Origin of the sequence: Psychrobacter sp. PP-21 (assembly GCF_033790785.1) — a bacterium.
GTDB lineage: Bacteria > Pseudomonadota > Gammaproteobacteria > Pseudomonadales > Moraxellaceae > Psychrobacter.
Genome location: NZ_JAMYEB010000007.1, coordinates 1 through 14084, shown reverse-complemented (window position 1 = coordinate 14084; position 14084 = coordinate 1). Strand labels below are relative to the sequence as shown.

The following is a 14084-nucleotide window of genomic DNA, read 5'->3' as shown; positions in this document are numbered from 1 at the left end:
GGATGCTCCTATTTTTTATTAGTAGATTGATTGTTGTCAGTGTCTGCTACTTCTTTTGGTAGATACTTCTCAAGTGCTTCGGCACGGTGTGCTTCATCTGCCAATGGGAAACCCAATTTGGCACGAGCTTCGACATAACCGATGGCAACTTTGCGCGCAAGGGTACGCACACGCAGAATAAAGCGCTGACGTTCAGTGACTGAAATCGCACCGCGTGCATCCAGCAAATTAAAGGCATGAGAGGCTTTTAATACCATCTCGTAAGCAGGCAATGGCAAGCCAGCTTCGACTAACTTGTCGGCTTGCTGCTCATAAAAGTCAAACATCTCGCCCATCATTGGCACATCAGCATGCTCAAAGTTGTAGGTCGACTGCTCAACTTCGTTTTGATGGAACACATCACCATAAGTGACGCGGCCAAACTCACCATCTGCCCATACCAAATCATAAACGCTATCAACGCCTTGCACATACATAGCTAGACGCTCAAGACCATAGGTAATCTCACCTGTCACTGGGAAGCATTCAATACCGCCAACTTGCTGGAAGTACGTGAACTGCGTCACTTCCATACCGTTTAGCCAAATCTCCCAGCCCAAGCCCCAAGCGCCTAGCGTCGGTGATTCCCAGTTGTCTTCCACAAAACGCACATCGTGCACCAACGGGTCAATACCAATGGCACGTAGTGAGTCTAAATATAGCTCTTGAATGTTAGGTGGATTTGGCTTTAGCACCACCTGAAACTGATAATAATGCTGCAAGCGGTTTGGGTTGTCACCATAGCGCCCATCGGTAGGACGACGTGATGGCTGTACATAAGCTGCGTTCCAACGCTCAGGACCTAACGAGCGCAAAAAAGTTGCCGTATGAAAGGTGCCTGCGCCGACTTCCATATCATAAGGCTGCAATATAACGCAGCCCTTGTCAGCCCAATAATTCTGTAGGGTTAGGATTAAGTCTTGAAAGGTCATCGGTTGAGAGTTTTTATCTTGTGTCATTGGGGTTGTCGCTTCGGATGTCATAGTTTGGGTATTCATAGTAAAGCCACTGTGAAATGAGTATTATTAACTAAATCTCTGATAGCACTCGCCACGCATTTTGGCAACGACTCTATTTGCCTGCTCACCTTACTAAAAATTGACTATTTTATCCATATTTACGTCAACTAAATTTGCATTGTGAACACAAACACGTCGCTATACGACTGTTTTTGGTCGAATAATCATGAAAGGCAAATCATCATTAAAAGATGTGGTGAGAGATATGGTTAAGATAGACAAAAAAATACCCAAATGCGTGAGCATTCGGGCAGGAGGAAAATTGTATCTTGGGCATCCTGATTATTCAGGCTTTTTATTTTTAAGGTACTGCTGTTCTTTTAACTGCGTTTACAACTTAGCTCTTTAACTTAGCGCTTTTAAATTCTAATTTCAAAACTTATCAAAGCGTAATCACTGATAAGACCCACTATTGGCTTTTGGCATGATTATCCACAGTATGATGTAAATCAAGATACCAGGTACTGCTGCACTCAACGATGAGATAATCACAAAAAGTAATCTAACCCACGTTGGCGACCAACCAACATACTCTGCGATCCCGCCCATTACGCCCGCTATCATACGATTGTTTTGTGAGCGATGTAACTTTGCTAACTTAGCCAAACTAAATACCTCTCTAATGTTTGTTTTTATATATTTATTCTTTTTTTGCTTTTTTCTATATGTCAAAAAAACTTTGTGTTGCTAACTTATGAATAAGTATATCAACTCTTTAGTATTTATCTGTTGACGCTGTAGACGTACTTTGTGAGTTTATGATACCTAAGCTTACCCTAATCTGTCATAACTGCGCGCAAACCCCTGATTTTAAATAGTTATTTCAAAATGTTTCAAAATTACCTTTGTTGCTTAATCCTTACAACAACACCTTCCAATTCTTATTATTTTTTAATTTAATCAAAGAGATAAACAGTAATTTAATAACGAAAATAATCATCAGAAGCTATCAAAAAATCTTCATCTGCCCAACCAGTTATCAATAAATTACCGGTAAGCCACGCCCAATTTGCCATTGATAAATTCAATAAACTATCCGTTCAAAATAGCCAGCTGAAGATAGAATAATGTGCGAAAAAGTCAGATATAGGTCAGAGTTACAATAACCTACCTGCAAATCCACTCAAACCTTTATACCATGCTGATGGACAACTCAGATTTTAGAAAACTCATCATAAAAACTGAGACAGACTATAAAGATAAAATAAAAATAAGGACGACCATGTACGATACGGGATTGATGATTGGGCATTTTGAACCGCTGCATTTGGGGCAAATGCGTAGCATATTAGAAGCAGCAGGACAGGCAAAAACCTTACACATTGTCATTATGACGCATCCCTCACCGCATCCAGATTTTGCTATTACGTTGCAAGACAAAGCGCGCTGGCTACAGATGGCCTGTGCAGATCTGCCATTTATTCATATTCATACGACTCATGAGATAGAGTTACCTCTTCACGAGCACCTCTATGATAACAATGAAGATATCAATATTGACGTGGCTACTAGTAATGCCAAACTGCAGCGTTTGATGGACGCACTAGCACTACCTGCAGAGACAGCATTATTTATGGCTGATAACCACCCGCTAACGCAGAGTGATGTACAAGAGCAGTTGATTTTGCAAGTGGTCACGACAGCGCTACAGCCTGAGTTTGACTCGTATGCGATTGCTCGTGATCCAGTCACTCACTGGTCAGCGATTCATCCAGAGGCCCGCGCTAACTATACCAAGACCGTCGCTATCGTTGGTGGTGAAAGTTCAGGTAAGACGACACTGGTACATAAGCTGGCTAATTATTACGGTGCCAGCTTTGCACTGGAGATGGGTCGTTTGTATGTCGGCACAGACTTGGGTGGTAGTGAGGTTGGACTGCAATATAGCGATTATGGCCCTATCTCTCTCGACCATGCGCAAGCGATACGAGAGGCCAAAGCCCATGCGACTGCGCCTGTCACCATCGTTGATACTGACTTTGTGACCACGCAGGCATTTTGTGAAGAGTACGAGGGTCGCACCCACCCTTTTGTGGCTGCCTGTATTGATGAGTTTCGTGTAGACCTCACTATTATGCTGGATAACAATACGCCATGGATCGATGACGGCATGCGCTCTTTGGGTACACCTGAGGCACGTGGACGGTTTGAGCAGCGTCTGGTAGATATTTTTGCGCGTCACGATATAGCGCCGCATATGATAGACCAACCTGATTATGATGCTCGTTATCAACAAGCGTTATTGTTCATCGATCAACATGTCTACGGCAAAAAGCCATAAAAAATTCAGAGTATATTTATAATAATTTATTTACGAGCGCATGTTATTCAGCTAGCGCATGACAGTTAGCAACATATTGATATCAGTATTTATTTTAGAGGAAAAAATTATGCGTATTCAACTATTGGACAACATTACCGGAAAATGGGCAATGCAATGGATTGTCATCTGGTTTATTTGCGGGGTCATTGCCTTGTCCGCAGGGTTTTGGCTCACAACAGACCATACCACGCTCGATTGGTTTTATTTGGCTGTCTCATTTATTGGCTTGGTTTGTGTGGTCTCACTATCATTTCGCAAAAATGTCATGGGCAATGGTTTTGGGATGGGGGCAACCGCAGGTGAGGTTATCGTACAGGCAACGTCTGGCGCAGTGGGCTTGATGCTGGCACCACTTTTTAACTTTTTTACCCACGTATACGGCATCTTTTATTGGTCCAAGCACACGGATCCTGATGGCGATATGATCCCCAAGTCAGCGAGCAAAGCGGTTTGGTTGATCACTGCAACTTTTATCATCATTGGTCTTGCGCTATTCCCTACTATCAATGATCTGCTAACGAGCTATGGATATGCGGTCGTAGAAGATGACAACAGTAAATTTTTAGGGTTTATCTCCTTTTTTTGGATCAATGTCATTGCATTTGTGTTGTCTATTACTGCACAGGCTGCCATGATTTTGCGTTACTCGTTTAACTGGTGGCTATGGATCATCGTGAACTTTGTCTGGCTCATTGTGAATCTCATGTCTGGTAACTATATTTTTGCTATTCAAACCATGGTTTATCAGGTCAATGCATTTGTCGGTCTGTACGAGTGGCATCGTAGCGAACGTGGTTAATAACATCAGCTACAAAAAACTGTATGAGACTTTAAGACACATAAGATTTGGAAACACATAAGACATTGAGACAAATGTTGCCAACATGACATTAGCAACCTGTCCAAATTTGACTGTGCCGTCTATGAGATAAAATGGTAGATACACGCGATTAATGCTACAACTGATATCAAACATCATATTGATATTTGAGTGAGTAACAAATATCAGCCCTTTATTTCAATCACTAACAGGGAGGTTAGTATGTCACGTCATCAACCCAAAATGTCTAAGCGTACGCTTGAGCAATGGCTTAGTGAGTACTCTGTCAGTCATCAGAACTTGGTCAATAAGAAAATCCATTGGCTATGTGTACCAACGATTTTTGTCAGTCTGTTAGGTATGGGCATGTCAATGTCTGTTTGGTTCACCTTGGTGCTCAGCGCCTTAGTGCTACTGTTCTATATGCGCTTATCGACGCCGCTGTTTTTAGCGATGGGTATGTTCATTCTGATCTGTCTGTCAGTCATAGCAGCCATGCCTTGGGGATTTAAAGCATGGGCAGCTGTCTTTATCGTCGCTTGGATTGGGCAGTTCATCGGTCATAAAATCGAAGGGAAAAAACCTTCATTCTTTAAAGATCTACAATTCTTGATGATCGGTCCAGCATGGGTAGCCGATAGTTTAATGCAGCGCAAATAGCTATTATTCTGGCGGATGAATTTCGCAAATACCAAATTTTGCAAACATTCAGTATCGCTGCGCCGTCTTTAACCTTTATCATCAATAAAAAAAGCGCCACCTGACAATCAGGTGGCGCTTTTTTATATGTACTTAATCTAGGACGTTTTTTAAGTAAAAACAATAACGCCCTATATTTTAAGCACCAAAAACTTTTAGACGCTCGTCAACTGGCTTGAACGCTTTGTCGCCTGCTGGCTGCTCGATTTTACCAAATACCAACTGGGCTTTGAGCTCCCAGTCTGCATCGATGTTCCAAGTGCTTGCAACTTTCTGATCAATCACTGGATTGTAGTGCTGTAAGTTTGCGCCAACCTCAATACTTGCAAGCGCCGTCCAAATAACGTACTGGTGCATTGCATTGGTCTGGGTTGACCAAATCGGAAAATTATCAGCATACAAAGGTGCCGCTTCTTGCATGCCTCTGACGACAGCCTGATCTTCAAAGAACAACACCGTACCAGCACCCGCTCTAAAACCAGCAATTTTATCTTTGGTAGATTTGAATGCTTCCTCGTCACCGACGATTACGCGCAATGCATCTTCAGTCATGTCCCACAATTTATGATGGTCATCACCGAACAATACAACAATACGCGTTGACTGTGAGTTGAACGATGATGGTGTATGCAAGATAGCATGTTCAACTACTTTTACAACTTCATCATTAGATACTGGTAACTGGTCGCTAAGCGCGTAAATTGAACGGCGTTTTTCTGCTAGCTGTTTTAGTGTTTTTAGGTCTGACATAGTGTTGCTCCACGTTGTTGATATTAATAGTTGTTGGTATAAGTTATCGTTTTTTCTTTATTATAGGCTTAATGGTATTAAACCCATATGTCGTTTTTATCAAAAAAAATTATGAGTGTTCGTTGGATGGAAACTATCATTCGTGACGTTATCCTTTGAACCCTTCAGGCAATTCTGGCGCCACAAGACGGTTCATATCAGAATCGATCTCACCAAAGCGTTCATGACCATTGTTCCAATCGTTAATCGATTGCTTGAGCGCTTCTTTATTGTCAGCGACAAAATTCCACCACAGCAGTACCTTGTTATTCAAAGGCTCACCGCCAATAAACATCAGACGTGTGCCTTTTTTTGCTACCAATCTTATGCTGGTACTATTGGCGACATCTGTACGATGAAAACGTAACAGCTGGTTTTTTTGATAGACCTTACCTTCGGACTCCAGCTCACCAATAATAACCAAAACACCGTACTCGAAGCTGGCTTCTAAATCCAGTGTCACATCCCCATCTTCTAGGAAGTGCACATCGATACCGACCATCTTAGAGTACTGCAATGTTGGCGCTTGATAGTGCTCGCCTGAGGCAGCTGTATAGTTACCTGTGGTCAGAATCAGCTCAACATTATCTTCAGTCCATGTTGGTAACTCTGGATAATGATTGAAACTGCGTTCAATCTGTTGGTCAGTAGGTAGGGCTATCCACAGCTGTACCATGTTCATATTGCGTGTAGCTGTGCTTGAGTCAGCAGCGCCTACATCATCATGCAAAAATACACTTTGTTCTGTGTGACTGATGCCTTGAGTCAGTCCAGTACCTGCCGTCATGACATTAACTTGGTGTTTGGTGATGACTTGCTCACTACCTAGGCTATCTTTGTGTAATATCTCACCCTCTATCATCCAACTAAAGGTCTGTAGATTGGTGTGCGGATGACGTCCAACTTGTACCCCTGAATCATCTGGCGCGAATTCGACCGGACCTGCATGATCCAAAAAGCACCAAGCACCGATGGGTTGTTTGCCTTTGTTCGGTAGCAATCGAGCGATAGGAACGCCGCCAACATCTGTCAATCGTGGCTCTAAAGTGCTAATAGTCATGGCCCACCTCTTGGTATCTATAACATCAATACGGTTACTGATAATGAGTTGTTGATCGCTATCGTTTCTCTATAAAAAAGCAGTACTTCTTATAAAAAAAGCGGTACTTCCATCACCAATACTGTTGCAGCTGCTGGCACATCCATCGTAAAACTCTCAGTATCCCAAATACCCAAACCATCTCGACTGGCCAGAACATTATTATCTATCACGACTTGACCACTGATAACAAAAACATAGACACCGTTGCTAGGGTTTTTTAGTTGATAACTGCTCATCACCCCTTTATCAAATTCCCCCATGCTAAACCAAGCATCTTGATGAATCCAAACGCCTGCATCCTCAGCATTAGGTGACAGCACTTGACTGAACGCATTAGGCTGCATGATATCGCCCATAGGTATTTGCTGATATCGAGGGGTCACACTCATCTTATTTGGGATTACCCAAATTTGTAGAAACGCCATGGCCTCTTCACTATCACCATTCATTTCACTATGGGTAATGCCTGTGCCTGCTGACATGACTTGGATCTCACCAGTCTCGATCATGCCTTTATTGCCGATACTGTCTTTGTGTGCAAGCTTGCCAGATAAAGGAATGCTGATGATCTCCATATCACGGTGCGAATGCCTACCAAACCCATGACCACCAATGACAAAGTCATCGTTAAGGACGCGTAAAGCACCAAACCCCATACGCTCAGGATTATGATAATTGGCAAAGCTAAAGCTATGACGGCTTTTAAGCCAGCCATGATTGGCGTCACCACGTGAGTCTGCTGCATGATAGGTTGTTTTCATAATTTGTCCTTAGCTATCAACAGATTAATCCTCTATACACTTATTATCGATTAATCTATTTAAACAATGGGCTTATTATAATTATTAATTCTACATAGATAAACAACACTAAATGCAATTAACTATTCTGTTTAGTAGAACAATCAGAGCAGTTTTAACGTAATATAGATTTTTTACATATATTAGCACAGCTAACTTTATATAAATTAATTTAAGTTATGCTTATATAAAAAACTGTCTGCTGTTGAAATTTTCTGTGAAAATGTTCATGACGCTCTTTATTTTAAACTACCCCTTTATGATTGTTCTTCGTAAGCTTATAAGAGGTAGCTCAACTACTGCCTGCTTATCGCTTATTGTCTATTGAGTAAGCACCCGCACCATGAGCAAAAATCATCAAAAACCCACCTGCGATCGAAATATTTTTCATAAATGAGATCATCTGTGATTCGTCAGTCCAGAACTGATGAAAAATAATAGCTGACACGATGCTAAACCCGGCAAACAAGAAAGCGATTGGACGAGCTTTATAACCTAGCAAGATAGCGATACCACCTAGTACCTCAAACGCGATTACCAATGGTAGTAACATACCAGGCACACCTACTGACTCCATATAGCCTTGAGTAGTCGCATAATCTGTGATTTTACCAATGCCTGCAAAGATGAAAATGATTGATAATAATAGACGACCGAGCGGTGCGCTAAATTGCTGTAATTTGTCCATAATAATGCTCCAAAAGTGTGTTTAATCATGTCTCTAAGTAGAGAATAGCGCGATTATAGGCGTTGACTAGCATAGAATAAACAGCAATAATCACAAATGTAAGTTCTTGGGGTAAGAACAATCATGAGGCATCGATAATGGGACAACTAGAAGATATGGCAATGTTTGTACGCATTGTCGAAGCAGGTAGCATTACCAAAGCGGCTGAGCAGTTGAATATCGCAAAGTCAGCCGTGAGTCGTCGTCTCAAAGAATTAGAAGCACGCCTAGGCAGTCAATTGATCAGCCGTACCACTCGCCACTCTAAATTGACCCAAGCAGGTGAGCAGTATTATCAGCAGGTAAATCATATCTTGCGAGCAGTCGATGCGGTCAATGAAAACACTAGTGAAGCTCCCATGCGTGTCGAGGGAACGCTCAAAATGACGGCACCATTATCGTTTGGGGTCAGGCATCTGAATGATGTGATTGATGAGTATGCCAATCAGCACCCCAATCTGAGATTTGATTTGGATTTTTCTGATCGGCGTATCGACTTGATTGAAGAAGGTTATGAGTTGGCAATTCGCATCGGCGATCTGCGCGACTCTAGCTATCAGGCCAAACAGTTAGCATTGATACGCTGTGTTATTTGTGCCAGTCCTGACTATCTGGCAAGGATGGGTGTACCCGAAACGCTAGATGATTTAGACAATCATGAACTGTTGCAATATAGTCTTGGTCAAACGAGCAGTATAGAGCTGGTGGACGCTGAGGGCAAAAAACATCACCGTACTATCGATGCCAAAATAAAAGCCACCAATGGTGAGTTTTTAGTTGATTTGGCAGTAAAGGGACACGGCATTACCTTTGTACCTACGTTTATTGCCTACAATGAACTGGCACGAGGTGAACTTGTACCTGTCTTCCAGCAGTACCAGTTGCCTGTATTAAAAGCATATGCCGTTTATCCAAAGAATCGTTTTTTATCGCAGCGTTGTCGTTATTTGATTGACCTTATTGCAGAGCGATTTGGCGATCATCCTTATTGGGATAAGTATTGATAGCACTATTAAATAGAACCGTAAGGGTTACGCATCGGCACTCTTCCCCTCTTTCACCCGACTAATCGTCAGCCCCGTAAACCCAAACAGCAGCGTCAGTAGCAATGACAAATAACAGAAGAACGCATAGGGTAGATACTCTAATACCGGCACCCCTAGTGCCTGACTGATAAACACCCCGCACACACTCCACGGTACTAATGGATTGATCACCGTTCCTGCATCCTCAATCGTCCGCGACAAATTCTTAGGATGTAGTTGCAAACGCTCAAACGTTGACCGAAACGCCGTACCTGATAATAGAATACTCAAATACTGCTCACCGATTAATACATTGATACTAAGCGCCGACATCGCCGCCGCAAATATCGCTCGTCCTGATGTCGTCAGTGTATTCTTAATACCAGATAACAGTGCTGGTAGAATCCCTAGTGCCGTCAACAACCCACCCAAACTCAATGCCAATATCACAATCGCCTGGGTAAAGAACATACTCTGTACACCGCCGCGTGACAGTATACCACCCACCTCACCCAGCTCTAATGACTCAGCGGGTGCATAGCCGGCAAACAGATAGCCACCCAACTGACCAAAGCTTGGTGAACTATGTACATAAGTAATGATCAGAGCCACAGCAATCGTACAGATAATCGTATAGATCGCATTAACCCGAAACAGTGCTAACCCAACCAGTATTACAAAAGGCAGTACTGAATACCCATGTACTAGACCACTGTCTATCAGCTGTCCTTGTAATATAGTCACCTGACTCAGATCAGCACTGGTCGTCTGCCCTGAGAACATCCAAAACAGAATTACTGTCAGTATCCATGCCGGTACAGTGGTATACATCATATTACGAATGTGCTCAAACAGATCGATACCGACTACAGAAGACGCAATAGTACAAGTATCAGACAAGGGCGACATCTTATCACCGAAGAACGCCCCTGATACCACCGCCCCCGCTGCTATCGCCACATTGGCATCAAAGGCATTACTCATCCCAATAAACGCCACACCCAAAGTGGCAGCCGTCGTCAAACTACTGCCCAAGGCAATACCAATAATAGAGGTTAAGACAAAGGCAGAGATATAGTAGTACTCAGGTGAGATCAGCTCAAAGCCTATATACATGAGCGTGGGTATAGCTCCTGACATCATGAGAGCTGCCACCATGAGACCGATAAAGAAGAACAGATAGATGGCACCGATACCGCGCATGACCCCTGAGGCCATTTGCGCTTGCATGTCGTCAAAGCTGAGACCTTTATACATACCGATAGCCAGCAGTACACAGATGGCCAAGATAAGAGACAGGTGCGGTACCCAGCCAAAGCCGATCATGGTGATGCCCATGATCGCGATAACGATGGCGGATATAATAAAGGCGAGCTTGGCGCTGATTAATGTGAGGGGTTTTGGTGGCATGAGGTGCCCTTATGTTGCCTACAGGTTTAAACTACGTAGATGTCTAGGTTTATACGCCTGATCTGTCGCGATCATGACGGCTACTCTCTTTTGCTCTGTAGAAATTCCATTTTGACTTGCTATGTCTCTACTAGCTGCTTAGCATATGTTTTAAGACAAATTTTAAGCATAAAAAAAAGCCTCACTATGAAGTGAGGCTTTTTGCGCTTTTTCAAGCCATATTTGGAGCGGGAAAAGAGATTCGAACTCTCGACCCCAACCTTGGCAAGGTTATGCTCTACCACTGAGCTATTCCCGCTTATTATCAAATCGTCGTGTTGTTAACAACTACTTCGTCTCGATAGGCTGGCTATTCTAGCAAATATTCTGTAGGTGTCAACACCTTTTTTAAAATTTATGTCTAATATTATCAACTAAACTCCCTGTATTTTAGGTAAATAGACACAAATAATTGATTTAACAAAATAATTTATTTTTAGAAAAATATAAATTATTTCGCATTAAATATCGCATATTACAGTCCCACTCTTTTGATCTAATGCTTTCTACTATTGCAACCTGCTACTTACCTAGTATTTTTCGTTTATATGTACTAATAAAAATCTCATAGAGAAAAAGAAGCAAAGCCAAGCCTTACTTATAGCAATATCTTACTCATTTACAATCATAGGCTCTATTGTTACTTTTTCTACCTTGGTTTTAGTCAGTTAACATTATTATACTTATCTACAATAAGAGTTCAGGTAGACTTTCACTATCTATATAGATGAACAAACATTAATAAAAGAGCAATAACAAATAACGTTGCCATCTATTTTACTGTTATTTATTTTGTATGATTTTAATTTTACCGCTTATCGAGAGGATATTTTTATGAAAAAATTATTGACCACCACAGTGATGGCGGCTTCGTTGTCGGCACTGACATTGACCGGTTGTACCAGCACCACCAATACGGGTGCCGTTGGTGTTGATCGCCAGCAGTTATTATTGGTCTCCAGCGAGCAGGTACTACAGTTATCGGCACAGAGCTACGCGCAGACATTACAAGAAGCAAGAGCAAAAGGCGTTCTAGACACCAATACCGCTCAGCTCAACCGTCTAAAGAACATCGCGAATCGTTTGGTTGGTCAAGTAGGTGTTTATCGTACAGATGCTGCAAAATGGCAGTGGGAAGTCCACACAATCAAATCTGATCAGCTAAACGCCTTTGTGATGCCAGGCGGTAAGGTTATGTTTTATTCAGGTATTATCGATCGTCTAAATCTGACCGATGACGAGATTGCCGCTATTATGGGTCACGAAATCTCTCATGCATTACGCGAGCACTCACGTGAACGTATCTCACGCGAGTATGCCACTCAGACAGGTATCGGTGTGGCTGCTAGTATCTTCGGTCTATCACAAGGTCAAGCTCAGATCGCAAGCGTAGCTGGTGATCTAGGGTTGAGCCGTCCGCACAGTCGTACTCAAGAAAGTGAAGCCGACCAGATCGGACTTGAGCTAATGGCGCGTGCAGGCTACAACCCGCAGGCTGCTATTACACTATGGCAAAAAATGCAACGTGCCAGCCAAGGCGAGCCACCTCAATTTTTAAGCACTCACCCAACGAGCAGCAGCCGTATCTCTGAGCTACAGTCGTTGATGCCAAAGGTCACGCCACTATACCAACAATCACGTCGTTAATATGCGACTAACCACTCTTATGCCTGCATAAGAGACTAAATTTGAGAGACCAAGCATAAAATAATGCGTGTATAGAGTCCAAAAAAGCAAAGTACAGCCAGTGCGCCGTGCTTTGCTTTTTTACTTGGCGCTAGGCATTGTATGATTTCTGATCGTACGCTATACCGACTGCTGTCTCTGCTATAATGCCAGTAGATATCATTTGCAGATTGCCAATAGACTTGGGCAATATATATTGAAGGATTGTTATGAGTACCACACCTACCGCCGATGCACTTCACACTGAACTACAAGCGCTAGAGCCGCAGCATATCGAGCTAATCAATGAGTCGATGTCCCATGCTGGCTACTTCGAAGGCAAAGAGAGCCACTTCAAACTAACTATCGTCAGTGATGCTTTTGAAGGCAAGCGACTGGTCGGGCGTCACCAACTGATATATGGGTTAGTCAATTCCCTATTAACCTCACAAGGTGGTCAGGTACATGCGCTAGCCATTCACGCCTATACGCCAACAGAGTGGCAAGGTCAAAGCCCAAACAGTCCATTATGTGCGGGTCAAAACAAATAGCACGATGCACGTTCATAAAAATCAAACAGTTTAAGTATGCTCGCATATCATAATGCTGAAGGGAGCAAGATTCGATGAAACATCTACACATGTTAATGGCAGCGCTGACCATTGTACTATTCCTATACCAAAGTTATCTGGTACTAAGCGCTGACAGACGTGCACCGCGTGTGGTCAAAATAGCCACTCATATCATCTATGCTGTGCTCATCTTGTCAGGTGCCGTAATGCTAATGCAGCTAATGAGTGCTAATGCCCCTTTACAATGGGTATTTGCTAAGATTATTTTGCTTGTGGCTGCTATTAGCTCTAGCATCAAAGCCTTTAACGCTCATGCAACACCAGCTCAGAGAAAGACAGGGATTCTTATTGCGACAGTTGCCTATCTCGGTATCGTCATACTTGCCTTTGCCAAACCAGCAAATTTATTCTAATTGTCATTACCTTTTTAGTGAGTATTCAATATTTTTTAATATCTTAATGATGCAGTATTTGTTATCTTAAATAGACATAAATACAATTACTTAGCCTAACGGAGCCTTCATGAAAACGTTTACGACAGCGACCCTACTGGTAACAGCTGGCATCTTTGCGCTCTCAGGCTGTGCTTCTACTGGTAATGTCACACCGCAATATGTCCCGCCAAGCACTTATCAAAATTACAATTGCCAAGCACTCAGTCAAGAGTACGCGCGCGTCAACCGCTATGTTGAAGCCGCTCGCAGTGAGCAATCCACCTTGTCAACCTCAGGCGTGGGGGTGGGCATTTCTGCAGGACGTTGGGGTATCTCTCCTAATATCAGCTTTGGCGTTGGCAAAAGCAACAGCACCAAAGCACGCGATGCAAAACTCTCGCGTCTATATGGTGAGCGTGATGCGATTATCCAATCTGCCCGTATTCAGCGCTGTAGCTTTGCCAATGGCGTTAAAATTTATGGTGAATAGACTTGGTAATCCCCCCGAAAAATAAGAACACTCCTGAATAGAGATTAACTGCTAAAATACACCAGCAGGAGAATCCTATGAAAAAGACACGTTTTAGCGACAACCAAATCGTTAACATCTTAAAACAAGCC

Annotated in this window: 15 protein-coding genes and 1 tRNA gene; 8 read left to right on the top strand and 8 right to left on the bottom strand. The window is 42.7% G+C overall.

Annotation, left to right across the window (positions count from 1 at the left end; all coding sequences use genetic code 11):
- Window positions 1-8: 8 nt before the first annotated feature.
- Together glyQ and NJD71_RS07715 are read right to left on the bottom strand one after the other, a co-directional pair.
- Window positions 9-971: a glycine--tRNA ligase subunit alpha gene (glyQ, locus tag NJD71_RS07720; RefSeq protein WP_319051478.1), complete on the bottom strand. Its 963-nt coding sequence runs from the start codon at window positions 969-971 to the stop codon at window positions 9-11.
- A 480-nt stretch (window positions 972-1451) separates the two neighbouring features.
- Window positions 1452-1664 (bottom strand): PspC domain-containing protein, encoded by a 213-nt coding sequence (locus NJD71_RS07715; protein WP_319051385.1) that lies wholly within the window; start codon window positions 1662-1664, stop codon window positions 1452-1454.
- Between the two features lie 532 nt (window positions 1665-2196).
- Between NJD71_RS07715 and nadR the strand changes: the two genes are divergently transcribed.
- The 3 genes from nadR (at window position 2197) to NJD71_RS07700 (ending at window position 4861) form a co-directional block, all read left to right on the top strand.
- Window positions 2197-3339 (top strand): multifunctional transcriptional regulator/nicotinamide-nucleotide adenylyltransferase/ribosylnicotinamide kinase NadR, encoded by a 1143-nt coding sequence (nadR, locus tag NJD71_RS07710; protein ID WP_319051384.1) that lies wholly within the window; start codon window positions 2197-2199, stop codon window positions 3337-3339.
- A 109-nt stretch (window positions 3340-3448) separates the two neighbouring features.
- Complete coding sequence (pnuC, locus tag NJD71_RS07705; RefSeq protein ID WP_319051382.1) at window positions 3449-4180, top strand: nicotinamide riboside transporter PnuC; 732 nt, start codon at window positions 3449-3451, stop codon at window positions 4178-4180.
- Between the two features lie 243 nt (window positions 4181-4423).
- The gene (locus NJD71_RS07700; RefSeq protein WP_319051381.1) at window positions 4424-4861 is read left to right on the top strand and encodes an Mpo1 family 2-hydroxy fatty acid dioxygenase; all 438 of its coding nucleotides are present in this window, start codon (window positions 4424-4426) and stop codon (window positions 4859-4861) included.
- 177 nt (window positions 4862-5038) lie between these two features.
- Here the strand turns inward: NJD71_RS07700 and NJD71_RS07695 are convergent, their stop codons facing one another.
- The 4 genes from NJD71_RS07695 to NJD71_RS07680 form a co-directional block, all read right to left on the bottom strand.
- Window positions 5039-5650, bottom strand: a complete 612-nt coding sequence (locus NJD71_RS07695; RefSeq protein WP_319051380.1) for a nitroreductase family protein — start codon at window positions 5648-5650, stop codon at window positions 5039-5041.
- 148 nt (window positions 5651-5798) lie between these two features.
- A complete protein-coding gene (locus tag NJD71_RS07690) occupies window positions 5799-6749 on the bottom strand; it encodes a pirin family protein (RefSeq protein WP_319051376.1) in 951 nt (316 codons plus the stop codon).
- An 89-nt stretch (window positions 6750-6838) separates the two neighbouring features.
- Window positions 6839-7552 (bottom strand): pirin family protein, encoded by a 714-nt coding sequence (locus tag NJD71_RS07685; RefSeq protein ID WP_319051374.1) that lies wholly within the window; start codon window positions 7550-7552, stop codon window positions 6839-6841.
- Between the two features lie 346 nt (window positions 7553-7898).
- Window positions 7899-8279, bottom strand: coding sequence for a DoxX family protein (locus NJD71_RS07680; RefSeq protein WP_057761496.1), 381 nt, complete (start codon window positions 8277-8279; stop codon window positions 7899-7901).
- Window positions 8280-8416: 137 nt separating this feature from the next.
- Between NJD71_RS07680 and NJD71_RS07675 the strand changes: the two genes are divergently transcribed.
- Window positions 8417-9322 (top strand): LysR family transcriptional regulator, encoded by a 906-nt coding sequence (locus NJD71_RS07675; RefSeq protein ID WP_319051370.1) that lies wholly within the window; start codon window positions 8417-8419, stop codon window positions 9320-9322.
- Between the two features lie 27 nt (window positions 9323-9349).
- Here the strand turns inward: NJD71_RS07675 and NJD71_RS07670 are convergent, their stop codons facing one another.
- Both NJD71_RS07670 and NJD71_RS07665 read right to left on the bottom strand, forming a co-directional pair.
- A complete protein-coding gene (locus NJD71_RS07670; protein WP_319051369.1) occupies window positions 9350-10753 on the bottom strand; it encodes a Na+/H+ antiporter NhaC family protein in 1404 nt (467 codons plus the stop codon).
- Window positions 10754-10976: 223 nt separating this feature from the next.
- A tRNA-Gly gene (locus NJD71_RS07665) sits at window positions 10977-11051 on the bottom strand.
- A 575-nt stretch (window positions 11052-11626) separates the two neighbouring features.
- Between NJD71_RS07665 and NJD71_RS07660 the strand changes: the two genes are divergently transcribed.
- The 4 genes from NJD71_RS07660 (at window position 11627) to NJD71_RS07645 (ending at window position 13953) form a co-directional block, all read left to right on the top strand.
- A complete protein-coding gene (locus NJD71_RS07660; RefSeq protein WP_319051367.1) occupies window positions 11627-12439 on the top strand; it encodes a M48 family metallopeptidase in 813 nt (270 codons plus the stop codon).
- A gap of 248 nt (window positions 12440-12687) precedes the next feature.
- Entirely contained in the window at window positions 12688-13008 is a 321-nt protein-coding gene (locus NJD71_RS07655) for a BolA family protein (protein WP_319051366.1), read from the top strand.
- A gap of 74 nt (window positions 13009-13082) precedes the next feature.
- Window positions 13083-13442: a SirB2 family protein gene (locus tag NJD71_RS07650; RefSeq protein ID WP_319051365.1), complete on the top strand. Its 360-nt coding sequence runs from the start codon at window positions 13083-13085 to the stop codon at window positions 13440-13442.
- Between the two features lie 109 nt (window positions 13443-13551).
- Window positions 13552-13953, top strand: a complete 402-nt coding sequence (locus tag NJD71_RS07645; protein ID WP_319051364.1) for a hypothetical protein — start codon at window positions 13552-13554, stop codon at window positions 13951-13953.
- Window positions 13954-14084: the final 131 nt, after the last annotated feature.